Source organism: Chryseobacterium sp. D764 (assembly GCF_019317325.1).
Lineage (GTDB): Bacteria > Bacteroidota > Bacteroidia > Flavobacteriales > Weeksellaceae > Chryseobacterium.
In genome coordinates this window covers 4,197,572-4,220,475 of the sequence record NZ_CP079219.1, presented here as the reverse complement: position 1 = coordinate 4,220,475, position 22,904 = coordinate 4,197,572, and the positions used below count along the sequence as shown (strand labels likewise).

At 36.5% G+C, this 22,904-nt stretch carries 19 protein-coding genes and 3 tRNA genes; 4 read left to right on the top strand and 18 right to left on the bottom strand.

Features of this window, described 5'->3' with window-relative positions:
- Positions 1 to 4 precede the first annotated feature (4 nt).
- The 5 genes from KYG33_RS19305 to KYG33_RS19285 form a co-directional block, all read right to left on the bottom strand.
- A complete protein-coding gene (locus tag KYG33_RS19305; RefSeq protein ID WP_077413998.1) occupies positions 5 to 1,648 on the bottom strand; it encodes a T9SS type A sorting domain-containing protein in 1,644 nt (547 codons plus the stop codon).
- 273 nt (positions 1,649 to 1,921) lie between these two features.
- Positions 1,922 to 3,379: a TolC family protein gene (locus KYG33_RS19300; RefSeq protein WP_077413997.1), complete on the bottom strand. Its 1,458-nt coding sequence runs from the start codon at positions 3,377 to 3,379 to the stop codon at positions 1,922 to 1,924.
- A complete protein-coding gene (locus KYG33_RS19295) occupies positions 3,351 to 6,542 on the bottom strand; it encodes an efflux RND transporter permease subunit (protein ID WP_077413996.1) in 3,192 nt (1,063 codons plus the stop codon). Before KYG33_RS19295 ends, KYG33_RS19300 begins: the two co-directional genes overlap by 29 nt.
- 21 nt (positions 6,543 to 6,563) lie before the next feature.
- Positions 6,564 to 7,646 carry an efflux RND transporter periplasmic adaptor subunit gene (locus tag KYG33_RS19290; RefSeq protein WP_411267052.1) on the bottom strand — a complete coding sequence of 361 codons (1,083 nt, stop codon included), beginning with the start codon at positions 7,644 to 7,646 and terminating at the stop codon, positions 6,564 to 6,566.
- A 146-nt stretch (positions 7,647 to 7,792) separates the two neighbouring features.
- Positions 7,793 to 8,179, bottom strand: coding sequence for a hypothetical protein (locus tag KYG33_RS19285; protein WP_047382424.1), 387 nt, complete (start codon positions 8,177 to 8,179; stop codon positions 7,793 to 7,795).
- 635 nt (positions 8,180 to 8,814) lie between these two features.
- On the opposite strand from KYG33_RS19285, the gene KYG33_RS19280 reads away from it, so the two are divergent.
- A complete protein-coding gene (locus tag KYG33_RS19280; protein WP_077413994.1) occupies positions 8,815 to 9,207 on the top strand; it encodes a multicopper oxidase domain-containing protein in 393 nt (130 codons plus the stop codon).
- A 37-nt stretch (positions 9,208 to 9,244) separates the two neighbouring features.
- On the top strand, positions 9,245 to 9,679 hold the full coding sequence (locus KYG33_RS19275; RefSeq protein WP_077413993.1) for an META domain-containing protein: 435 nt from the start codon (positions 9,245 to 9,247) through the stop codon (positions 9,677 to 9,679).
- Positions 9,680 to 9,748: 69 nt separating this feature from the next.
- Here KYG33_RS19275 and KYG33_RS19270 read toward each other — a convergent pair whose 3' ends face one another.
- The 9 genes from KYG33_RS19270 to KYG33_RS19230 form a co-directional block, all read right to left on the bottom strand.
- Positions 9,749 to 10,009 (bottom strand): SemiSWEET transporter, encoded by a 261-nt coding sequence (locus KYG33_RS19270; RefSeq protein ID WP_077413992.1) that lies wholly within the window; start codon positions 10,007 to 10,009, stop codon positions 9,749 to 9,751.
- Between the two features lie 36 nt (positions 10,010 to 10,045).
- Positions 10,046 to 11,080 carry an NAD(P)/FAD-dependent oxidoreductase gene (locus KYG33_RS19265; RefSeq protein WP_219072252.1) on the bottom strand — a complete coding sequence of 345 codons (1,035 nt, stop codon included), beginning with the start codon at positions 11,078 to 11,080 and terminating at the stop codon, positions 10,046 to 10,048.
- Between the two features lie 140 nt (positions 11,081 to 11,220).
- Positions 11,221 to 12,159, bottom strand: coding sequence for a gliding motility protein GldN (gene gldN, locus KYG33_RS19260; protein WP_077413990.1), 939 nt, complete (start codon positions 12,157 to 12,159; stop codon positions 11,221 to 11,223).
- 22 nt (positions 12,160 to 12,181) lie between these two features.
- A complete protein-coding gene (locus tag KYG33_RS19255; protein ID WP_077413989.1) occupies positions 12,182 to 13,771 on the bottom strand; it encodes a GldM family protein in 1,590 nt (529 codons plus the stop codon).
- A gap of 53 nt (positions 13,772 to 13,824) precedes the next feature.
- Positions 13,825 to 14,523, bottom strand: coding sequence for a gliding motility protein GldL (gene gldL, locus KYG33_RS19250; RefSeq protein ID WP_047382408.1), 699 nt, complete (start codon positions 14,521 to 14,523; stop codon positions 13,825 to 13,827).
- A 53-nt stretch (positions 14,524 to 14,576) separates the two neighbouring features.
- The gene (gldK, locus tag KYG33_RS19245; protein ID WP_047382406.1) at positions 14,577 to 16,001 is read right to left on the bottom strand and encodes a gliding motility lipoprotein GldK; all 1,425 of its coding nucleotides are present in this window, start codon (positions 15,999 to 16,001) and stop codon (positions 14,577 to 14,579) included.
- A 108-nt stretch (positions 16,002 to 16,109) separates the two neighbouring features.
- Positions 16,110 to 17,963 carry a glutamine--fructose-6-phosphate transaminase (isomerizing) gene (gene glmS / locus KYG33_RS19240; RefSeq protein WP_077413988.1) on the bottom strand — a complete coding sequence of 618 codons (1,854 nt, stop codon included), beginning with the start codon at positions 17,961 to 17,963 and terminating at the stop codon, positions 16,110 to 16,112.
- A 37-nt stretch (positions 17,964 to 18,000) separates the two neighbouring features.
- Positions 18,001 to 19,644 (bottom strand): DUF4270 family protein, encoded by a 1,644-nt coding sequence (locus tag KYG33_RS19235; protein WP_180565212.1) that lies wholly within the window; start codon positions 19,642 to 19,644, stop codon positions 18,001 to 18,003.
- 13 nt (positions 19,645 to 19,657) lie between these two features.
- Entirely contained in the window at positions 19,658 to 20,428 is a 771-nt protein-coding gene (locus KYG33_RS19230) for a glycogen/starch synthase (RefSeq protein ID WP_180565211.1), read from the bottom strand.
- Between the two features lie 171 nt (positions 20,429 to 20,599).
- Here KYG33_RS19230 and panC point away from each other — a divergent pair, with 171 nt between their 5' ends.
- Positions 20,600 to 21,448: a pantoate--beta-alanine ligase gene (gene panC, locus KYG33_RS19225; protein ID WP_219072251.1), complete on the top strand. Its 849-nt coding sequence runs from the start codon at positions 20,600 to 20,602 to the stop codon at positions 21,446 to 21,448.
- A gap of 51 nt (positions 21,449 to 21,499) precedes the next feature.
- On the opposite strand, the gene KYG33_RS19220 is transcribed toward panC, so the two are convergent.
- The 4 genes from KYG33_RS19220 to KYG33_RS19205 form a co-directional block, all read right to left on the bottom strand.
- Positions 21,500 to 21,838 (bottom strand): hypothetical protein, encoded by a 339-nt coding sequence (locus KYG33_RS19220; protein WP_219072250.1) that lies wholly within the window; start codon positions 21,836 to 21,838, stop codon positions 21,500 to 21,502.
- Between the two features lie 114 nt (positions 21,839 to 21,952).
- A tRNA-Lys gene (locus KYG33_RS19215) sits at positions 21,953 to 22,025 on the bottom strand.
- A gap of 55 nt (positions 22,026 to 22,080) precedes the next feature.
- A tRNA-Leu gene (locus KYG33_RS19210) sits at positions 22,081 to 22,163 on the bottom strand.
- A 35-nt stretch (positions 22,164 to 22,198) separates the two neighbouring features.
- Positions 22,199 to 22,271 (bottom strand) — tRNA-Lys (locus KYG33_RS19205).
- Between the two features lie 115 nt (positions 22,272 to 22,386).
- Between KYG33_RS19205 and KYG33_RS19200 the strand changes: the two genes are divergently transcribed.
- Positions 22,387 to 22,902 carry a shikimate kinase gene (locus tag KYG33_RS19200; RefSeq protein WP_047377852.1) on the top strand — a complete coding sequence of 172 codons (516 nt, stop codon included), beginning with the start codon at positions 22,387 to 22,389 and terminating at the stop codon, positions 22,900 to 22,902.
- The last annotated feature ends 2 nt before the right edge of the window (positions 22,903 to 22,904 follow it).

Genomic DNA, 22,904 nt, shown 5'->3' with positions numbered 1-22,904 from the left:
AGTTTTATTTCTTGATTAATTTAGCATTCGCCGTTTTATTCGTATCCGTTTTTATGGTCACCAGATAAGCTCCCTGAACCAAAGCCTGAGTATTGATCTTGGTCACTCTGTTTTTTGTCTTTAAAATCTGAAGCTGTCTTCCACTCATATCATACAACAGAATATCTGCTTCTTTAAAATCAAAGCCTATTTCTACATAAGCATAATCTGAAACAGGATTTGGATAAATTTTAATGTCGTATTTTTCAATCAGCTGATCAACCTGCTTGTCTCCCAGCTTCACGATCTTCCAGTTTTCTCTACCAAATTCTTCTGCACTTGTTCCAGCCAAAACAATTGAACCGTCTCTGTTGAGTTTCAAATCTGAAAGTCTTTCTTCCTTCTTTCTGGATTCTCCTTTTACATGTTTTCTCCACTGTTCATTGCCGTTTTGGTCCAGATAGAGCATCCAGAAGGTTTCATCATCAGTCTGAATTCTTCCCTCAGCCTGAGTATATCCTCCCAACAATATTCCTTTTGTGACGTCTTGGTTCTTGATTCTTGCATCTTGACTCTGAATCACACTCATACTCATCAAAATATCACGGTTTTTGAAATTAAAGGATTTCTGCCACAGTTCATCACCTCTTTCATTTAAAGAAATCAGCCAAAGGTCTGTCCCTTCTTCTATTCCTACCATTTTATTTCCTGATCTTTCTGATCTGGATTCTCCACCAATGATGAAGCCAGTTGATGTTAATGCCAATGTTCTGATATGATCATCTCCTTTCCCTCCAAAATTCTTTTCCCATTCTACTTTTCCATTTTTGTCCAGCTTAACGATCCAGTAGTCGCCCTCGCCAAAGTTTTCAGTTTGTTTCGAGTTTCGGGATACGGGATTCGAGTTTTGAATGTTTGACACGGAACCCGCATCTCGCATCCCGGAACCCTTTTCAGATCCCGAAACACGAACCTCGGAACTCCTTGAGTAAACTCCCAATAACGCTCCGCCATCTCTCGTTGGAATCATCTTCTCCACTTCATCTAAACCTTTTCCGCCTAAGATTAATTGGGATAATTCTTTTCCACTTTTATCGATTCTGGTAATTAAGACATCTTTGGATCCGTAACCTTTTGATGAGTTTTGTACATTTCCAGCAACAAAGAATCCTAAGTCGGTAGTTTGAATAACCGCTCTGGCTTCTTCATCGGAAGAGCTTCCTAAGGTTTTTTGCCATAATTCATCGCCAAATTCATTGATTCTGATCAGCCAGATATCTGAACCTCCTTTAGAATCCTCTTTTTTATCTAGACCCTTTCCTGAATAGGATGTTCCGGCCAAAAGAAATCCGCCATCCTGCGTGGTGACTGTTGCTGATAAATAATCATGGTTGGAGCCTGAGAAGTATTTCTCCCAGACATCATTTCCTTGCTGGTTTAGCTTTACCAAATGAAAATCATAACCATTATTTTGCTTACTGCCTGAAGCTTGCTGCTTATCGCTTTGGATAGAGCTTCCCGTGATAAGATATTGCTGATCTATGGTTGTAGTAACCTGGCTTAGAAAATCCTGGGTAGAGGATTTGATATCTTTCTGCCATACTACTTCCTGGGCAGAGATTCCCAAGACCGTGCATAAGGTGAATGCACCAATATAGATTTTTTTCATTCCAATGTTGTTTTCTGAGTTAGTAATTAGTTTCTTAAAACTTCGCAAATTTAACACTTTTTAAGATATAAAAATCACTTTCATGTGGTATCCTGTAAATCATACTATTTATTGTTAAATTCACTTTATTTATATTGATATTTTCATTTTCCTGATGCAAAATTATCTCCGGATAACGACAAAACTTGTCGCATTAAAAATAAAAAAGGGCCAATTCAAAAGAATTGACCCTTCCAAAAAACATTAACTGTTTATTGATAGAATTATGATGTTTTATTTCCAGCCTCCACCTAAACTTTTATAGATGTCAACTACTGTGCTGAGCTGTTTCTGTTTTGCCTCAATAAGTTCCATTTTAGCATCCAGCGCATCCCTTTGGTTCAGAAGAACTTCAAGATAATCAGCTCTGGAGTTACGGAATAACTGATTGGCAATATCAATAGACTGATCCAGCGCTTTGGTTTCCTGAGATTTCAATTGATAATACTGATCTATATTTTTAACCTTCGACATCAGATTGGCAACATCCAGATAAGCGTTCAGAATGGTTTTGTCATATTCGTACAATGCCTGAACCTGTTTTGCATCTGCTGTCTGAAAATTAGCTTTTATCGCACTTTTATTAATCAGTGGTCCTGCTAATTCACCTGCCAGATTGTAAGCAATGGATTCAGGTAATTTAACAAGATAGGAAGGTTTGAAAGCCTCTAATCCTAATGTCGCAGAAATTTCCAGAGAAGGATAAAACTCTTTTCTTGCTGCTTCTACATCCAGCTTTGATGCTTTCAATTCCAGTTCTGCCTGCTTGATATCTGGACGGTTTGCCAGCAATTGTGACGGAATTCCCGTATAAACCGTTGGAGGAATCGTAGACATAAAGTTTTCTTTTGTTCTCACGATCGGCTGTGGATATCTTCCCAGCAAAGCATTGATTTGATTTTCCTTCTCAGTGATCTGCTGACGGATTGTATATTCTGCTGCTTTGGATTTCGCCAATTCCGCTTCAAATTTCTTCACTGCCAGTTCCGTTGCAGCCGCAGCTTCTTTCTGAATTTTAGAAATTTCCAACGCTCTTTGCTGAAGCTTGATGTACTGCTGTATAATATCTAATTGATTATCAAGAGCCAGCAATTCATAGTAATTATCAGCAACTTCTTCAATAAGATTAGACAGGATAAAGTTTTTGCCTTCCACCGTAGAAAGATAGTGGGCCACTGCAGATTCTTTTTCGGTTCTGAGTTTTTTCCAGATATCAATCTCCCAGCTTGCATTTAATCCCGCTTCAAAATTTCCCAGCGGATCCGGCATTTCCTTTCCAGGTTCAATTTCTGTAGTAGCATCACCGGCTCCTTCACTGGTATAACGACCGGCTTTTTTCAGACCAGCACCTATTCCTGCGGAAACAGTTGGGGTAAGCCTACCTTTTTTAGCTAAAACACCACTTTTAGCAATTTCAATTTCCTGAAGAGTAATTAACAACTCCTGATTATTCTTTAAAGCTGTTTCAATCAGGGTTACCAGGTTTGGATCTGTAAAGAACTGTCTCCAGGGAGTTGTTCCGCTATTGTTATTTGCATCCTGCTGCTCTTCCTGATTAAAATTCTGAGGAATATTTTCTTTTACCTCGTCTTTTATGACAGTCGCCATTGGCGCCTTACAACTTGCAAGAACAAGTGATAAGGCAATGGCTGTGATTATATTTTTAGTCTTCAAATTTTCCATCATGTTCATAAGGTTCGGTTTGTTCTGTTAAAGGATTTTCTTCTTCATATTTTGCCAATCTGGACTTATCTGCAATAGTTCCGAAGATGTAATATAATCCTGGGATAATCATCAATCCGAAAATAGTTCCGATCAACATTCCTCCTGCCGCTGCAGTACCAATTGTCCTGTTACCGATTGCTCCCGGACCTGTTGCAATAACCAATGGAATCAATCCGGCAACGAATGCAAATGATGTCATCAGGATCGGACGGAAACGAATGGCAGCTCCTTCAATAGCAGCTTTTGCTACAGGAATTCCCTCTTCTGCCTTCTTCTGTACAGCAAACTCGACAATCAACACAGCGTTTTTACCCAAAAGCCCAATCAACATGACCATGGCCACCTGTGCATAAATGTTATTTTCCAATCCTAAAAGTTTCAAGCATAAAAATGCTCCGAAAATACCTACCGGAAGAGATAAAATTACCGGAAGTGGAAGGATGAAACTCTCATATTGTGCAGAAAGAATCAGATATACGAATCCTAAACATACCAGGAAGATAAATACCGCTTCATTTCCACGGCTTACTTCATCTTTGGAAATACCTGCCCAGTCGATACCAAAACCTCTTGGAAGTGTTTTATCTGCCACTTCCTGAATAGCCTTAATCGCTTGTCCACTACTATATCCAGGTGCCGGAGTTCCACTCACCTCTGCAGAGTTATACATATTATGTCGTGTAATCTCAGACAGTCCATATACTTTTTCCAATCTCATGAAGTCTGAGTAAGGAACCATCTGATCTTTATCATTTTTAACATACAGTTTCAACAGATCCGTTGGTAGAGCACGGTATTGAGGTCCGGCCTGAACTATTACTTTATAAGGTCTGTCGAAACGGATGAAACTCGTCTCATAGTTGGACCCGATCAATGTAGATAGGTTATCCATCGCTTTTTCAATGGTCACTCCTTTTTGTTCTGCAAGATCGTTATCAATCTTAAGCATATATTGTGGAAAACTCGCGGAATAGAATGTAAATGCCGATCCAAGTTCCGGACGTTTCTTCAGTTCTTTCACAAAGTCATTACTCACCTGCTCCATTTTATGATAATCTCCACTTCCTGCTTTATCCAGCAAACGAAGTTCAAACCCTCCGGCAGCTCCATATCCCGGAACGGAAGGCGGTTGGAAGAATTCAATATTGGCTCCCGGAATATTCTTGGCTTTTTCTTCCAGCTTTTCAATGATTTCTGCAGCAGATTCTTTACGGTCCTCCCAGCTTTTAAGGTTGATCAGACAGGTTCCGGAGTTGGATCCGGTACCTTCGGTCAAAATTTCATATCCTGCAAGAGAAGAAACAGACTGTACACCGTCAATATCTTCAGATTCTCTAAGAAGTTCTTTGGCAATCTGATTGGTTCTTTCCAACGTAGATCCCGGTGGAGTCTGAATAATTGCATAGATCATTCCCTGGTCTTCAGCCGGAATAAATCCAGATGGCAAAGAGTTGCTGAGGAAATATGTACAGGCACAAAATGCTAACAGTAACGGTAATGTAATTGTTTTCTTCGTCACTGTTTTATTCAGCATCTTCTCATATCTTCCAGCTCCTTTTGTAAATACATTATTGAATTTATCAAGGAATATGGTAATCGGAGTTTTCTTTTTAGGTTTTCCGTGGTTATTTCTTAAGATCAACGCACACAAAGCCGGTGTTAAAGTAAGTGCTACAACTCCTGATAAAATAATGGATGAGGCCATTGTAATAGAGAACTGACGGTAGAATACTCCAACCGGTCCCGACATAAATGCAATCGGAATAAATACAGATGCCATTACCAACGTAATTGCGATAATTGCTCCACTGATCTCGTGCATTGCTTCTTCTGTTGCCTTCAATGGAGAAAGATGTTTTTCTTCCATCTTGGCGTGAACGGCTTCAATTACCACAATCGCATCATCTACTACAACCCCGATCGCCATTACCAGGGCAAAGAGCGAAATCATATTCAGGGTAATTCCAAAAGCGGACATCACCGCAAATGTTCCTACCAATGAAACAGGAACAGCCAGTGCCGGAATCAAAGTTGAACGCCAGTCTCCAAGGAATAGGAATACCACAATAGCAACCAAAATAAAGGCTTCAAACAAAGTATGAATTACTTTTTCCATAGAGGCATCCAGGAATCTGGAAACATCATAACTGATGTCATAATGCATGCCTTTAGGGAAATTATTTTTTTCAAGATCCTTCATCAATGCTTTTACGTTTTTGATAACGTCGCTTGCATTAGATCCGTAGGATTGTTTTACTGTAATTGCCGCAGATGGTTTTCCGTTCAATGTGGAATAAATATCATACATGGAACTTCCGAATTCTATATCTGCAACATCTTTCAGTCTTACAGACTCACCGTCCGGCTTTGCTTTTAGAATAATGTTTCCATAATCTTTTTCGTTGTTGAAACGACCCGAATATTTTAATATATATTCGAATGACTGAGAGCGTTTTCCGGAACTTTCTCCCGTTTTACCCGGAGAAGCTTCCAAACTCTGCTCATTCAGAGATTCCATTACTTCATCAGCTGAAATATTATAAGCCGTTAATCGATCAGGTTTAAGCCAGATACGCATTGCATATTCACGGGTTCCCAGGATATCGGCAAAACCAACACCGCTTACCCTTCTCAATTCAGACATTACATTGATATCTGCATAGTTGAAAAGGAATTTCTGGTCAGCTTTAGGATCATCACTGTACAGGTTAATATACATCAACATGTTAGGTTCCTCACGAGTGATCTTTACCCCTTCACGTACTACGAGAGGCGGCAGTTTGTTCACTACTGAAGATACACGGTTCTGAACATTTACCGCAGCTACGTTGGGATCTGTCCCCAGATCAAATACAAGCTGAATGGAAGCTTCCCCGTCATTTCCGGCATCCGAGGTCATATATTTCATACCTGGAACTCCGTTTAACCCTCTTTCTAAAGGGATAACTACGGATTTAATCAACAATTCGTTGTTAGCTCCGGGATATTCTGCGGTAATATTTACTTTAGGCGGAGAAATGGATGGGAACTGCGTCACAGGAAGTTTTACCAATGACAATATCCCCATAAATACAATAATCAATGAGATTACTATAGACAGAACTGGTCTGCGAATGAATTTCTTAAACATACTACTTCATTTTAGAGACCACTACTCTGCTTTTAATTTCAATGATTGAAGAACTTTCTTAGGATCCTGGAATTTTGTTTTCACCTTTTGATCATCCTTCACTTTCTGAACTCCTTCCAAAAGGATCTGATCTCCTTTTGATATTCCTGAACCTACTACATAAAGATCCGGAAGTTCATAAGCAATTTTGATATTTCGGGATTTAGCGACTCCGTTTTTATCAATAACAAATACGTATTTCTGATCCTGAATCTCATAAGTAGCTTTCTGTGGAATAATTAATGCATTGTGAACAGGCATTGTCATCCGGATCTTTCCTGTTTCTCCATTTCTCAAAAGCTTATCAGGATTGGGGAACTTGGCTCGGAAAGCAATATTACCTGTTTCATTATCAAATTCTCCTTCAATAGTCTGGATCTCTCCTTTCTGCGAATAGGTTTCTCCGTTCGCTGTGATCAGGGATACCTGATTGCTTCCTCTGTCTGCAGCGTGAGTCTGATAGCTTAAATATTCCGGCTCAGAAACGTTAAAATAAGTATAGATACTTGTGTTATCTGACAATGAAGTCAACAAATCACCTTCATCTACCAGGCTTCCCAGTTTCAAAGGAATTCTGTTGATAACACCAGAGAACGGCGCTTTGATATCAGTAAATGAAAGATGGATCTGAGCCAGTTTCATTTCTGCATTGGCAGCATCCAGCTTGGCTTTTGCCATTGCTTTTTCATTTTTAGAAACAATATTGTTTCCTGCTAATGTACTTGCATTTTTCAGTTCGATAGAAGCTTGTTCTACCTCTGCTTTTGCTTTTAATAATTCTGCCTGATACAGTTTAGGCATGATTCGGAATAATGTCTGTCCCGCCTGCACGTATTGTCCTTCATCTACAAAGATTTTTTCCAGGAAACCTTTTTCCTGAGCTCTTACTTCAATGTTTTTTACGGATTGAACCTGAGCAACATATTCTTTGTTGATTACAGTATCCATTACTACAGGGGACGTCACCGGAAATACGGTAACTTCTTCTTTTTCTTCTTTTTTCTTATTGCAGCCAACCGCCAACAGAAGGACACTCAGCGCAATTCCCGAAGCAACTCTCTTTATCATAATTCTAGAGTTTATATAAATCGTTAATGTTTTGATAGAAATAAAACGGTAATAAAAGAGGTACAATGTGATGATTACCAGCATACACAACGCAAAGTATTTCTACCTGAAATCAGGCAGAAAAAGAATAGATTGAGAAAATTTTAAATTCTAATAGAACGGATCAGAATGAATCTTTTGGCTGTAAGACCGAAGACAAAGCCATGAATATCCGGTCTAAACCGTTTATCGCTTTTTAATCCAAAAATATAAACCAGGCTGAAAACTCCTGCAAAAACAACAATAGCCTGCCATACGTCAGATAACTGGAAATCATTTTCAGCAAGTTCTAATGTGGAGTTGTCTACAGTATCAGCCATCTGCTGAACAGAGAGTTTTTCAAAAGTCTGGTTAAGACGGTTGGCTCTTTTCGGTATATGATGAGAAACATGACCGGAATAGTCATTTCGAAGCGTTTTAACGTCGAGCCTGCTTTCTACTACAAAGAGCAGAAAAAGACCAGTTAAAAAGTATACTATAAAGTTTCTCATTTTGAAGTGGCAAATGTACACCCAGATTATGATATTATCATCATGGATTAACAAAATTTAACTATCCTTTAAATTACCTGAATCTAAAAATATAATAAACATTAAACATTTCTTTATTCAAGGGTAATTCGAGCAATTCTGACATCTCATCTGTGCAAGTTTCAATTTTCAAAAATCAAGCCATTTTTTTTGAATTAAGGAAATTTTAATTTTTAAGTTGTTACTTTTTTGAACATTTTAATGGCCTGGAACTCTATTTTAAAAATTTCCATAATCAAACCTAAACTTTATCATGATTACTAATTATTAACATTTACTTATTGTTACTCTCTTCTTTTTGAATTATTTTTGCCGAAAATTTACACAACAAATGAAAAATGAAAAAAAAATACATTATACTATTGAAAATAAGTCCTTTAAAATTCCCGAATTAACAACGATGATCCTCAATTTCCTACAATAACTATTACTTTCTGTTTCGTGAATAATGTTTCAAAAAACAGTGAGTTAAATTAGACAAAATCTTAACTCTCTGTTAGTTTATGAAAATTTAACACATATTTATTAAAAATATTTGTAAATTTATAAGGCATTAACATCATAATTCATGAAACACTTTAAAATCACTTATCACTATGAAAAAATTATTACCACCAATCCTTCTGGGATTGACCATTCTTTCCCTAACAGCATGTAAACATCCCGGAAAAGAAGCTGAAACCATTACCGCTGCTGCACCCGAAAACACAGACGAAATTTTCAAAGATGTGTATGTTGACAGCTATGGAGAAAAGATAGAAGTAACGATCAACAACACTAAAAATACCGCAACTATACATTTAAACGGTAAAACTTTTGACCTTAAAAAAAGTGATGCTTTACCTGAGTATACAGCCTCCAATGAAGAGTATCAATATTCTGATATTAAGGGAAATATAACTTTTCTTAAAAAGAATGTAGACATGGTTCTGTTCCATCTTAAACAGGCAAAAAAAGAGTCTGGCCCCGCAAAAATGGCATCGTATTAGCATAAGGAATAGCATTCATCTTAAAAAAATAAGCATTATGAAAAGTTTATATTACTATTTATCGGCACTTGTTATTGCAACATTTCTTGTTGTTTCATGTAAAACACAAAACGCACAAAAAGCGACTCCTGATATTACTGGAAAAACATGGAAACTGACAGAGCTTAACGGGAAACCGATTGATCTTAAAAATCCTAAAAACAATCCTTATTTCAAACTTGATATGAATGGAATGAGATATGAAGGCCACGCCGGATGTAACGGATTAGGAGGAACTTTCGAGATCAAACCTGAAATCATGAGAATAAAATTCAATCAGGGAATGTCTACTATGATGGCTTGTGAAGATCTGGATATTGAAAACCAGTTTACAAAAGCTATCCTTGCTGCGGATAATTACTCTGTAAATGGAAATACTCTTACTTTAAACAAGGCAAGAATGGCTCCTTTAGCCAAATTTGTTCTTCAATAATCGTATTTCACTTAAATAAAAAAAATAAAAACGCTTCATTTCTGAGGCGTCTTTTTTATGTGTTAGACTCTATTTCTTTTTGTTGTAAATAAAATAGCAGATCAGAAGGCTGATATTAACCAGAACAGCAAATCCATTGGATAAAATAATAGGCATTTCATCTTTTTTTATCCCATACCAGACCCACAGCGAAAGTCCTGAAATAAGAACAAGAAGCATGACCAGAGAAATATCTTCTACATTCTTTTCTCTGATCACCTTTACAAGCTGCGGAATCATTGAAACAGAAGTAAGAAAACCGGCAATGATACCTAATATATTTTCGTCCATATATTTTATAGTTTTGAATCTTTACACTAAGATATGCTATTGAAACCTCTTTGAAGAAACTTCTTCGTGCAATGGGGTACCCTGTTCAATAAAATGGAACAGATCCCGTGAAAAATAGCATCCATTCAGAATACCACGTGCACCCATTCCATTAAAAACATACAAGTTATGCAATGTTTCATGTCTTCCAATGATTGGTCTTCTGTCTTTTACAGTAGGACGGAAGCCAAGATGTACTTCTTCCACTTCAAAATCATAGGGATAAAATTCAGAAAGCCCATTGACCAATTGAGTGACCGCTGAGTCATCGATATGGTGATGAAGCTGATCTCTGTCGTAGGTTCCACCATAAAAATACAGCCCGTTTTCGGTTGGAAATAAGAAATGTTTCTTTTTAATGGTGATATTTTCCTGAATCGGTTGGGAAAGTTTTACTTTTATATGATGTCCTTTGTTGGGAATCACTGCTATTTCAGAAAAGTATGGATTATCTTTCACACCCATTCCTTCACAGAAAATGATATTTTTGAAAGAAAAATCTTTATAAACCGATTCAGAAGGGTTCAATTGAGTATAATCGAATCTTTCTTTTACTAAATGATCATTTTTTTCCAAATAACTGAATAGACCACTAAAAAAACCATTAACATTAAGCCTGGCAGACTGATTCACCTTTCCCGTCTGAAAATCGTTTTTTACCCCATTTAAGCGATCAAAATTTCTATCAAGAAAAGCTGATAGTTCTTCATTTCCTGATTTCTTTAACCAAAGATTCTGTTCATTCTCATCATGAAAAATTCTATGTATGGGAGCATTGATCAGGTAGTTTTCTCCGGTATAAGATTCTATTTCTTTAAGACTGCCTTTAAGAAAGTCTATTTGCTCCTGTGCTTTCCAGAATGTGGTAAATTTTTTAAGAACAACAGGATTGATAATTCCGGCTGAAACCTGTGAAGCACTTTTTCTTCCTTCAGAAAAGATCACAAAGGACTTATTGTTCTTAATTAGCTGATGAGCCAGAAAAAGTCCTGCATATCCGTCTCCTACAATAATATAATCTACATTTTTCATATGAGAAATTTCATTTATTTAAAGGTCATATATAACTGCCTATATCATTGATTATTGATTAGCAATAAGCAAAGGGCGATTTCATAATAAAAAAAACCTGAGTAAAAATACTCAGGTTTTCTATAAATATCAAGTGAAATCTAGTAATTCCACATATCATTTTCCATGTCAAGAATCTGCGATTTGATTCTATCGCTTTCTTCCAGCTGTTCATCAGCATTTTTAGGAATATAGTCTTTGATAGTACCATCTCCTAAGCCGCTTGAAGACTTATAGATAATAGAAGAGAATCTTCTTGCATTGATGATATCATCAAAAGATAGATCGGCAGAAGAATTTTTTCTATTGAAAACATAATTGTTTGCTAAAATATCACGAGCGCTTGGATAATAGATCCAGAATAAGTCGATCAATTCATCGGCACCAGCTAAAGGCTGACCGTCAGGACCAATTCTTCCAACAGATGTAGGATCTGGCCCCATAGCTGCGATACCTAGAGGTCTGTATTTCATTTGACCGTCTCTCTTATCGATAAACCACATACCCATCACTTTAAGAACTTTTACTTTATCAGTTGTTGTTCTAATGATATCTGTTAATCTTTTTTTCTCGTCTTCTGTAAGTGTTCTTCCAGAGTTAAGAATATCGATCGCTTCTTCGTCAAGTCTTATACTTTCCAGTCTTTTCTGAATGGCTTCAGGTGTAAGTCTAGTCACAAAGTTTTCGTCATCATACACTTCCTTAATGTCACCTTTAAGAGCTCCATCAAGTAATAATTGATATAAAGATCTTGTAGAGCTAGAAAGAAGACCATCCGGATTGTCATAATAGAATGGCTGGTTGATCTTATCATTCATATCAATGATTTCCCAAACAAACATACTCTTGTAAATATCTTTGTCATCAACGAAACCATATTCAAGAGGCTTTACTTTATTGCTGATAACAGTATCCCCTGCTTTTCTCATAGATTCAGATCTCATTTGTCTAAATTCTTCGGGAGAAGCAGCATTCAGAATAGTCTGGGAAAATGCAAATCCCGAAACTAAAACTAAAAGGGTGCTAATATATTTTTTCATAATATGATTTTACAAATTAACCTTATTGTACATTAATAATTACAGGTGAAATTTCCTTAAGTCTCTGGTTACCCAATCCTGTAGCCGTAGCCTGAATATCATAGATCTGAACTACATCACCAGGTCTAAGATTTCTAAGCATACCTTCTGCTCCTGTTAGTGAACTACCTTGAATCAGAGTACCTGCTTTTCCTGGAAGCTTGATAATGAAGCTATTTACAGTGAATGAAACAGGGAAGTCAAAATCAGGTAAAGTAGCGGATACAATCTGGTTAGGGATAGAACCTGCCGGCATAAAGTTTACAGCCTTACCTCTGATCTGACCCTGAGGTCTAGGAATATTCTTAATTCTGTACTCAAATACTTGAGAAACTGTCTTACCATATGGATCTGTTCCTGATAATGTTAACTTAACTACATTTCCTGTAGTAGGCGTTACATCCCATTTACCTGGACCTTTACCTTTTACAGTAGCTCCCGCAGCAGATAATGAAAGTTTGGAATTGTCAGCACCTAAGATTGATCCTGAAACAGGGTTCTCAAGTCCTCTATACATTACATTCATTTTATCAGCAGAAAGCAATAGTCCTTTTTCAAGTTTTACTTCTCTAGGTCCTGCGATTACATTATAAGTATGCGTCCAAGGGAAAGATTGTGGCTTACCTGTAGCATCTGTCAATGTAATTGTACCTCCTAATTTATGTTCACCAATTCCAGAACCTGAAATTTGTGTAATACCTTTACCATTTTCTACTTTGCTTACACCAGAGATGCTGATTTTATTGCTGTTAGAATAAGTTCCTAACATTACTTTTACTTCAGCTTGTTTTCCTGCCTGGATATCAACCGGACCTGAAACGATAGGTTCGTAGCTTGAGAATTTGATATTCGCATCTACTTTTTCCTGAAGTAATAGTGCCAATGCATCAGACTGAACGTTTCTGGCATCATTTTGGATAATTTCCAAATTAGATATTGCAGCAATTAGCGGCTGATGATAAAATTTATTCTGGAACCAAGTCTTTTCATTTGGAGAAGTCCCTTTAGGATACTCCGCAATAAGAGACTTGTTAGCTCTTGCCACTAAATCCTGTAACTGGCCATTGCTTCCAAAAGTAGCATTGATATAGTTTCTTACATCATCAATTTTAGCTTTCAGATCTAATGCATTCTTTGATGGAGTATTTTCATCTCCTTCTTTGAAGAAATATTCAGTAGTTGCTTCATTGTTGTTAAGTGCAGCAAAGTTTTCACTTACGTCAATATCTTTTCCGTCCTTATCTTTATCGTGAAACTCAGATTGTTTTTTTAACAAATCTTTGATATCCTGAGAAGATTTTACCAACGCATCAATTTTGATTTTCAGCACTTTGTACTGAGCCCAAGGCTGAGCGTAAGTATCCGGAACCTGCTGAGCTTTAGCTTCCAGCGTTCTTTCAAAGATCTTCTCGTTCTTTTTTTCTGTTAAAGTTCTGGTTTCATTCAATGCTCTGGTAGAGTCATAGTATGATCTGATGATTTCTGCATCAATATTTAGGGCCATCATCGCGATGAACACCAAATACATCAGGTTGATCATCTTCTGACGAGGGGTCTGTTTTCCTTGTGCCATTCTCTTTTCTTTGTTTTTTTGATTAAATAGTTAAATTTAGAAATGGTTAGGAATTAAGACTTCATAGCAGTTAACATACCACCATAAACTCTATTTAAGTTATTAAGATTAGAAGTTAAACCTTGTAGCTCTTGATTGAATTTCTCAGAGTGTTCTGCAGATTTCTGCATATCTGCAACATATTTGTTAGCAAATTCTGATTGTTTTTTACCGCTTTCAAGTTGCATTGCATAAAGAGCGTTCATGCTTTCCATATGCTGAGCAGCTTTATTTAATTGGTCATTATATTTATGAGTAGAAGCAGATACGTCAACAGTTTGATTGATCTGATCAACAGAGTTTGAAAATTTATCAATTCCTGTTCTTAATCTTTCAAATAATTGAACATCTAATCTAGCATCCTCAAGCATTTTGTCCAATTTGGTAGAAAGAGAATTTTCTAATTCTGCAAATTGAGCTGCAGCATTGTTATTTCTAGAAGATACATTAGAGTGTAATGGATTTGGGTTAGCATGCTTATCTAATAATTCAGGATAAACATTTTCCCAAGCATAAGACTCTTCAGATTTTGGAGGGTCAAATGCAAAAATGATAAAGATAATCGCCTCAGTAATAAGTCCCACGGTAAGAGCGATGTTACCGTTAATTGGTCCCAAGGTAATGTGAGTAATTTTAAGCCAAGCTCCAAGAATTACAATTGCAGCACCGAATGAATAAAAGAAATTCATCCAAGCATCTTTAGTCTTAAACATATTGAGTTAGTTTTTTTAATGTTAAATAAAATTGTTATTGAAAAATTGTCTGATTAATTTCTGTTAACTCTTCTTGGCTTAACAGCTGCTTCAGGAATATCCTGTACAGTTCTAAATCCGATATAGCTTCTTGCGGAATCTTTTCTTTCCCAATCTCTAGCACCTGTCATTAGTGCATATCCTATATCTTTCCAAGATCCACCTCTTACAGATTTCTTCGTATCTTTTTTATCCTTAGTAGAAGGATTTAATGTAGAAGTGAACCCAGCTGATGAATTGTTAAACGAAGATAATGTCCACTCAGAAACGTTTCCAGCCATATCAAATAACCCAAACCCATTTTTCTTAAATTTCTTAACTGGAGCTGTATATGTATAAGTACCTTTTTTCTCATCTTCCATGTAGTTACCTCTCTTCGGTTTGAAGTTAGCAAGGTAACAACCTCTGTCATCCATTAAATATGGACCACCCCAAGGGTAAGTAGCATTTTGCATTCCCCCTCTTGCAGCATATTCCCATTCAGTCTCTGTTGGAAGACGGAACACTAATGGTTTTTGTTTTTTTCTTTTTAAACTTTCGTTGTAATCAGATTTCAATTTAGATCTAAAGTTACAATAAGCCCTTGCCTGATCCCAGGTTACCCCAACAACAGGATAGTCTTTGTAAGCCTTGTGCCAGAAATACTGTTCAAACAATGGCTCATTGTAAGCAAAGTGGAAATCTTTTACCCAAACTGTAGTATCAGGATAGATCGCGATACTTTCGCTTTTCAGGTAATTAGCTCCTCTTTCGTTATCTGCAACAGCGGCATCCATATCTCCCCAACGGTAAGTATATTTAAGCTTGCTTACATCTAAAATTCTTTCGTTTCCAATTCTGGAAGAAGAAGGCAGATACAGAGATTCTAAAACTTCTGCGTATTCTACATCCGGATATTTTGTTGTGCTCCAGTGCAAAGGGATTTTCCAATCTAACCTTTTGCTGGCATCATAACTTCCGTCTTCCCGGCCACCCTGGCCCTCCATATATTCTTGATAAGGTGTTAAATTTTCTTCTTTTTTAGCAAGATATGCGTAATCTCCTATTGCAGCTCCTTTACGTCCGCCTTCATCACCACCTTCTCCGGCAGCTTCGGCAAGTAAAGTTCTCGCAATAGAGTCTCTTACATAGTTGATAAATACTCTGTACTCCGAGTTGGTAGTTTCTGCTTCATCCATGAAGAAAGAAGAAACAGTAACAGTCTTCAATGCTGCTTTTTCAGGAGTATTTGTTGGATCCTGGTCTGCTAAACCAGCAACAAATGAACCTGCAGGAATTGCGACCATTCCGTATGGTCTTTCCGCAACAAATGATTTAGTTTTTTCTCTTGGTATCAATTCTCCTTTTGTTCCTGGCTTCCCCACAGAAGAGCTGCCACCACCTGAACAAGATACCGATGCTACCGACGCAGACAATAATAAAAGAAATATCCTTTTCATGTTAATTTTTATAATTAAGCCGTAAATATATAATTTTTTTAAGAAACTTTTAAGATTTTTTTTGAAATAACGGAAGAAATCTAAATTTATTTTATTTACAACAACTTTTTATTCCACGGTAACAGATTTTGCAAGGTTTCTCGGTTGATCTACGTTTGCCCCTCTATATACTGCAATATAATAAGCAAGCAGTTGCAGAGGTACGGAAGCAACGATTGGTGAGAAACATTCTGAAGTTTCAGGGATTTCAATAACATAATCTGCCATTTCACTCACCTGACGGTCTCCTTTATTCACTACAGCGATAATTTTACCTTTTCTCGCTTTAATTTCCTGAACATTACTTACAATCTTATCATAGTGACCTTTTTTAGGTGCTATAATTACAATTGGCATATTTTCATCGATCAGGGCAATTGGACCGTGCTTCATTTCTGCAGCCGGGTATCCTTCTGCATGGATGTAAGAAATTTCTTTTAATTTTAATGCTCCCTCAAGGGCAGCCGGATAATTGTATCCTCTTCCTAAATAAAGGAAGTTTGTAGCTTTCACAAAGTCTTTTGCAATATTTTGAGTCAGCTCGTGGGTCGTATTCAGCACATCTTCAATTTTCTTAGGGATAGCATCAAGCTCAGCAATTAAGCTCATAAATTCAGCGTTTCCTAAGTTTCCGTTGTGTTTTCCTAATTTAAATGCAATTAAAGTAAGAATAGTAAGCTGTGCAGTAAATGCTTTTGTAGAAGCAACCCCAATTTCAGGACCGGCATGTGTATATGAACCAGCATCTGTAATTCTTGCAATTGAAGAATCTACAACATTACATATACCATATATAAATGCACCTTTTTCTTTTGCCAGTTTTAAAGCAGCCATCGTATCAGCTGTTTCTCCGGACTGAGAAATTGCGATCACCACATCTTTATCAGTAATGATTGGATTTCTATATCTGAATTCTGATGCATATTCTACTTCAACAGGAATTCTTGCATATTCTTCTATCAGATATTCTCCGATAAGACCTGCATGCCATGAAGTTCCACAAGCAATAATGATGATTCTGTTGGCATTTTTGAATCTCTCCACATGATCCCAGATACCAGCCATTTTGATAACTCCTTCATCTAAAAGAAGTCTTCCCCTCATTGTATCGTGTACAGATTTAGGCTGTTCAAAGATTTCTTTAAGCATGAAATGCTCGTATCCACCTTTTTCGATCTGCTCCAGGCTCATCTTAAGCTCCTGAATTTCCGGCTCAATTTTAGAGTTTTCATTGATGGTTCTGATATCTACTCCATTTTCAAGAGAGATTGTTGCCATATGTCCTTCTTCAAGATAAATAGCTTCTTTCGTAAATTCTACGAAAGGAGAAGCATCAGATGCAATAAAGTATTCTTTATCTCCGATTCCAATTGCCAGAGGAGAACCTAATCTTCCCACTACCAATACTCCCGGATAATCTTCGTGAAGTACAGTAATTGCATACGCTCCATATACTTCATTCAATGCATATCTTACTGCAGTCGGGAAATCAGTTTCAGGATTAATATCCATAAAATACTGGAAAAGGTTTACCAATACTTCTGTATCAGTTTCTGATTTGAAAGTAAACCCTTTTTCCGTAAGCATTGTTTTAATGGTATCATAGTTTTCGATAATACCATTATGTACAACTGCTATTTTTCCATTGTTTGACAAGTGCGGATGGGAGTTTCTGTCGCTTGGAACTCCGTGGGTTGCCCAACGGGTATGTCCCATTCCAATTTTAAACTTCCCTTTTAATTCTTTCGAAATATTCACCAAATCCTCAACTTTACCTTTTGTTTTTTCTACTTCCAGCTTGTTACCTGGACTTTCTAAAACAATTCCGGCACTGTCATACCCTCTATATTCTAATCTTCTAAGACCATTAATTACAATTTCGTAAGCGTCTTGAAAACCTGTATATCCTACTATTCCGCACATATTATATTTTGTCTAGTGTATTTTGTATTTATTGTATTTATTTTTTTGTAGCGTAAGTCACCATCAGCTGGATTCTTTTTGGATTGGTATTCGTTTTATCTATACCTGTCAAAATAACTCTGTTCATATCAAATGCTCTAGTTGTATTACGAACTCCTAAAAGGGTTCCTGTAGCATTTGTTGCAAATGTTCCAGCACTGATTACTAATGGTTTATTCTCAATTAACTTCCCATCACTATCTTTTACTCCTTCAACAAGATCCTTGATTGTTTTTGTTACTACAATATCATAGTAATCTTTATCCTTGTTGTAATTATATAACCCAAGTCCTGTTGATAAGTCTGATGTATATGCTAGCTTTGAGAAATCAATAGTACCATTACTATTTAATGTATTGGTTAGAATTGAAAATCTACGATCTTCTGTTGAGTTCGTATTCTTCCAGCTTAAAGGATCTACATATACTCTTATCTTAGCACTTAAAATACCTGCTTTCTTTTCAACATAGATCTTCTTAAGGTCTGCAATTGTCTCATCCTTAATTTTCATAACTACAGAAGGACCACCCATTCCCTGAATATAAAGCTTTTCATCACCTTCGTTAGAGTTGCTTGCCGCTAAAGCATTAGCGACAGGAGTTCCGGCGTTGTTGTATTCATACAGTCCGATATGAGCATTAGAACCTCCTAGGTTGAAAACAAGATTTGTTTGTGGTCTTGTTGTTGTTCCGTTTTCTGTTTTATCATATTTATAATACATAATAAGCTGCAGGTCATTCGGAGAGAACTGGTAAAGATATTTATCCGTTTCGTCCACAGAAATCTTTATTCCTTTGAAGTATCTGATAAAGTTAGCAGCATCCTGAAGCTCAGGTTTTCCTTTTTTATCAAGAATATGAGTCTGGAAAAAGTTTGTATTGCTAAGCTTCATTCTGAATCCCAGGTTTCCTGTAAATACAACTGAGTTGTCAGATTTTTTAGTAATAGACAGGGAGTTAATGTTACCATCAAACACTCCTGATCCTAATAACTCACCAGTGCTTATACTCGTACCCGCATTGGAACGTTTGAACTTATCATCATTTGAATCTAAGAACGTAGTCACTTCGTGTACATTGATTTTCATTGATTTTGAACCACCGCCTATTTTACCGTATTTACGAACAGGGTAAGTTTTCTTCTCAATTGAAACAGCTGTAGCCACTCCATCTACTGGAAAATCACTTTTCTCAAATGTATTTGTTTTTAATGAATCGCTTTCAAAGAAATAGGTATTCGCTGCAGTATTCGCTGGTGGTCTCACTACAAGAACAACAGAGTCTACTTTTGGATTGGCACCATTAAAATCATAATTATCTACCGGCATTCTCAGCTGAGTAACGTAAGATGCTCTCTGCATTCCAAACTGGCTTTCAGTAAAAGCTCCAAGAACACCAACATATGAAGCCGCACCTGATTCATTCACTCCGCTGATTAATCTGGCAGCATCACTTCTAATTGAATCATTGTTGCTATAATTGTATGCGATAACTGGATATGCAATTTCATTACCCTGTGCTGCATCATCGTTGAACAACTGTTCACCAAGAGAATCCGGATCCGGTTCACAGTTATAAAGGATTGTACTTCCGAAAATCGCCAATAAAAGCATGGCGAAGGTCCTTTTAAGATTATGAGTCATTAAAAATGTGTTTTTAATAAAGTTGATTTATAGAATCTATGTCAAGATATTCCGACTTCTCAGTAGAGGTTTCATTGAAAGCCTTATCCAGGTCTTCATCCAGAAACTCGTCACCTTTCACAACAGCATTTACATAGTTCATACTTTCGATAACAAAACTTTTAATTGTTGGGTTATCTAACGCTTTTAATCCTGAAATATTATCAAACTGTAGTTTTTCGTCGATCTTTTTATCCAGGTCTGCATCTTTCTCATTGTAAAGAGAAAGTACAATTTTTGCGTCTTTGAAATAAGTATCTGATTCGTAATAAGTTTTAAGATAAATTGGAACAAAAGAAGCCATCCATCCATTCAAATGAATTACATCAGGTACCCAATTTAATTTCTTAATGGTTTCAATAACTCCTCTGGCAAAGAAAATAGCTCTTTCGTCATTGTCTTCGAAAGGAGTTCCTTCATCGTCAAAATAGTATTGTTTTCTTTTGAAGTATTCTTCGTTATCAATAAAGTAAACCTGAAGTCTTTCCCCCGGAAGAGACGCTACTTTAATGATAAGAGGCTGGTCCAGGTCATTGATAATAATATTCATTCCTGAAAGACGGATCACCTCATGAAGTTGGAATTTTCTCTCACTTATTTGTCCAAATCTTGGCATAAAAACTCTTACATCATTGCCTTCTTGGTGCATCTTAAGTGCCATTTTGTTTACCACTGCAGCCATATTGGTATCTTCCTGATATGGATACATCTCTGTAGTAATGTACAGTATTTTTTGATTCGGCATAAACTTTCTATCTAATTTTTGTAAAAATGCTTTAATGTGCAAAATTACAAAAAAACATCCAACATTATTTTAATTAACATTTTTTTACGAAAATTCCCTTTTCCAAATTATTAAAAGTGCATATTATTATACGATATTTTTAGTATTTTTGAAATAGCATTAAAATAAACTATGGAAGTTATAAAAAACAGGAAAGTCCTTCAGGATTTTATTGAAAGACAGAAAGAAATGGGGAAAAGAATTGGCTTTGCACCTACTATGGGCGCTTTACATAAAGGCCATCTTTCTCTGTATGAAGAGGCAAGAAAAGAAAATGACCTTGTTATTTCTTCAATTTTTGTAAATCCAACCCAGTTCAACAATTCTGAAGATCTTGAAAAATACCCAAGGGATGTTAACAGAGACATTATTATTCTTCAAACTTCAGGTCTTGTAGATGCCGTTTACATCCCTGAGGTAGCAGATATCTACCCTGAAAAAACTGAAAGCCAGCGTTATGATTTCGATGGATTAGAAAATGAGATGGAAGGAAAATCCAGACCAGGACATTTTGATGGTGTAGGAACTGTTGTAGAAGAGCTTTTCAGACAGATACAGCCTGACAATGCTTATTTTGGAGAAAAGGACTTTCAGCAGCTTGCTATTATTAAAAAGATGGTAGATAAAAAGCATCTTTCCGTTAAAATATCAGGAGTTCCCATCTACAGAGCAGAAAACGGATTGGCATTAAGCTCAAGAAACCAGAGACTTCATGAAGACCGAAAAGAAGCTTCTAAAGTCATTTATGAGACTTTACAAAAAGTAAACGATTGGTTCAGAACCGTTACAATACCGGAAATAAAGGAAAGGGTAACAGATATTTTCGACAACCAACAGGGAATGAAGCTGGAATACTTCCTGATTGCCGATGAAAACACTCTGCAGGAAACTGACTTCTTCTATAAAGACAGAAAATTCAGAGCCTTTATTGTAGTAGTTGTGGATGGTGTAAGATTAATTGACAATATGCATTTAGATTAATATTATACAAGAACGCATACTTTTTATAAGATATAAACTCTGATGGCAACGTCAGAGTTTTTTTGATCTATTGTAATAAAAACCAATCAACCCAATCATTACAGGAGAGAGGAATAACACCACTGTGAACAGCAGAGTTACAATCTCTTGAACACTATTATTTTTGATTAAAAGCAATAGTAAACAAAAGAATTCAAAGCCCATCACAGCTCCTCCTCCTATGATATAACCATATGATCTGGTATCTTTAAATTTTATTTTCTCTTTATTGGATTTGATGTGAGCAACAATAACATGATATAAAAAGATTAAAAAGAATACTGCTGCGGACAATAATCCGGCAACTATCATCCATGCTAATTCCTCATCAATTATATTAATATCACTCATATTTTATGATCATTAGATTGAATACAAAAAAATCAAAGGCCTCCTGAAGGAAGCCTTTGAAACACCAAATCACAAAATATTAATATGAAAAAAATTTACTTTTCAGTAAACTTGTGACCCGGCTGGGATTCGAACCCAGGACCCATACATTAAAAGTGTATTGCTCTACCAGCTGAGCTACCGAGTCGGCCACAATTAAAATGAAATAAATTTCAATATTAATTATAAATTTTTCTTTGCAGTGCCTGCGACTGGACTCGAACCAGCACATCCTTAGGAAACCACCCCCTCAAGATGGCGTGTCTACCAATTTCACCACGCAGGCAATAAAATTACAAGTTCAGTAATTTTTATTGCTTGTGACCCGGCTGGGATTCGAACCCAGGACCCATACATTAAAAGTGTATTGCTCTACCAGCTGAGCTACCGAGTCGGTCACTTACTCATCAAGTTTTCATTTAAGTAATGTCCCTTGTTTTAAGTGGTGCAAAGATATGACTTTTTTCTTTATCTCAAAACTTTTTCGCAAATTTGTTTAAAAAAAATTCATGGTAATTTCATTGATTGGATACATGGGAAGTGGCAAATCTCACATTTCCAAAATATTAAGCGAAAAAATCGATTTTAAACTGATTGATCTCGATAAAGAGATTTCCAGAAGAAATAAATTAACCATCCCGGAAATTTTTGAAAAGAAGGGTGAGATTTACTTTAGAAAGCTGGAAAGAGAGGCCCTGGAAGAGATATTGGCTTCGGAAGAAAATGTAGTTTTAAGCCTTGGCGGAGGGACTCCTGTGTATTACAATAATATGGAGATCATCAATCATAACTCTAAAAGTGTTTTCTTAAGAAGTTCTGTGGGAACATTGGTTGAAAGGCTTTCAAAACAGAAAGAAAAAAGACCGTTGATTGCCAATATATCTGATGAAGACCTCCCGGAATTCATCGCTAAACATTTATTTGAAAGAAATCAGTTTTACAGTAAAGCACAATTTACTGTGGGTACAGATTCCAGAGAACCGGAAGACATTGTCAACGAAATAATAGAAAAGCTCTATCTCTAGAG

Excerpts from the sequence above, each read along its gene's own strand:
- panC (WP_219072251.1), top strand. The coding sequence starts at position 20,600 with ATGGAAGTTATAAAAAACAGGAAAGTCCTTCAGGATTTTATTGAAAGA.
- KYG33_RS19200 (WP_047377852.1), top strand. The coding sequence starts at position 22,387 with ATGGTAATTTCATTGATTGGATACATGGGAAGTGGCAAATCTCACATT.
- gldL (WP_047382408.1), bottom strand. The coding sequence starts at position 14,523 with ATGTTTAAGACTAAAGATGCTTGGATGAATTTCTTTTATTCATTCGGT.
- KYG33_RS19280 (WP_077413994.1), top strand. The coding sequence starts at position 8,815 with ATGAAAAAATTATTACCACCAATCCTTCTGGGATTGACCATTCTTTCC.
- KYG33_RS19265 (WP_219072252.1), bottom strand. The coding sequence starts at position 11,080 with ATGAAAAATGTAGATTATATTATTGTAGGAGACGGATATGCAGGACTT.
- KYG33_RS19255 (WP_077413989.1), bottom strand. The coding sequence starts at position 13,771 with ATGGCACAAGGAAAACAGACCCCTCGTCAGAAGATGATCAACCTGATG.
- gldK (WP_047382406.1), bottom strand. The coding sequence starts at position 16,001 with ATGAAAAGGATATTTCTTTTATTATTGTCTGCGTCGGTAGCATCGGTA.
- KYG33_RS19300 (WP_077413997.1), bottom strand. The coding sequence starts at position 3,379 with ATGAACATGATGGAAAATTTGAAGACTAAAAATATAATCACAGCCATT.
- KYG33_RS19305 (WP_077413998.1), bottom strand. The coding sequence starts at position 1,648 with ATGAAAAAAATCTATATTGGTGCATTCACCTTATGCACGGTCTTGGGA.
- KYG33_RS19285 (WP_047382424.1), bottom strand. The coding sequence starts at position 8,179 with ATGAGAAACTTTATAGTATACTTTTTAACTGGTCTTTTTCTGCTCTTT.
- gldN (WP_077413990.1), bottom strand. The coding sequence starts at position 12,159 with ATGAAAAAATATATTAGCACCCTTTTAGTTTTAGTTTCGGGATTTGCA.
- glmS (WP_077413988.1), bottom strand. The coding sequence starts at position 17,963 with ATGTGCGGAATAGTAGGATATACAGGTTTTCAAGACGCTTACGAAATT.
- KYG33_RS19295 (WP_077413996.1), bottom strand. The coding sequence starts at position 6,542 with ATGTTTAAGAAATTCATTCGCAGACCAGTTCTGTCTATAGTAATCTCA.
- KYG33_RS19235 (WP_180565212.1), bottom strand. The coding sequence starts at position 19,644 with ATGACTCATAATCTTAAAAGGACCTTCGCCATGCTTTTATTGGCGATT.
- KYG33_RS19275 (WP_077413993.1), top strand. The coding sequence starts at position 9,245 with ATGAAAAGTTTATATTACTATTTATCGGCACTTGTTATTGCAACATTT.
- KYG33_RS19220 (WP_219072250.1), bottom strand. The coding sequence starts at position 21,838 with ATGAGTGATATTAATATAATTGATGAGGAATTAGCATGGATGATAGTT.
- KYG33_RS19270 (WP_077413992.1), bottom strand. The coding sequence starts at position 10,009 with ATGGACGAAAATATATTAGGTATCATTGCCGGTTTTCTTACTTCTGTT.
- KYG33_RS19230 (WP_180565211.1), bottom strand. The coding sequence starts at position 20,428 with ATGCCGAATCAAAAAATACTGTACATTACTACAGAGATGTATCCATAT.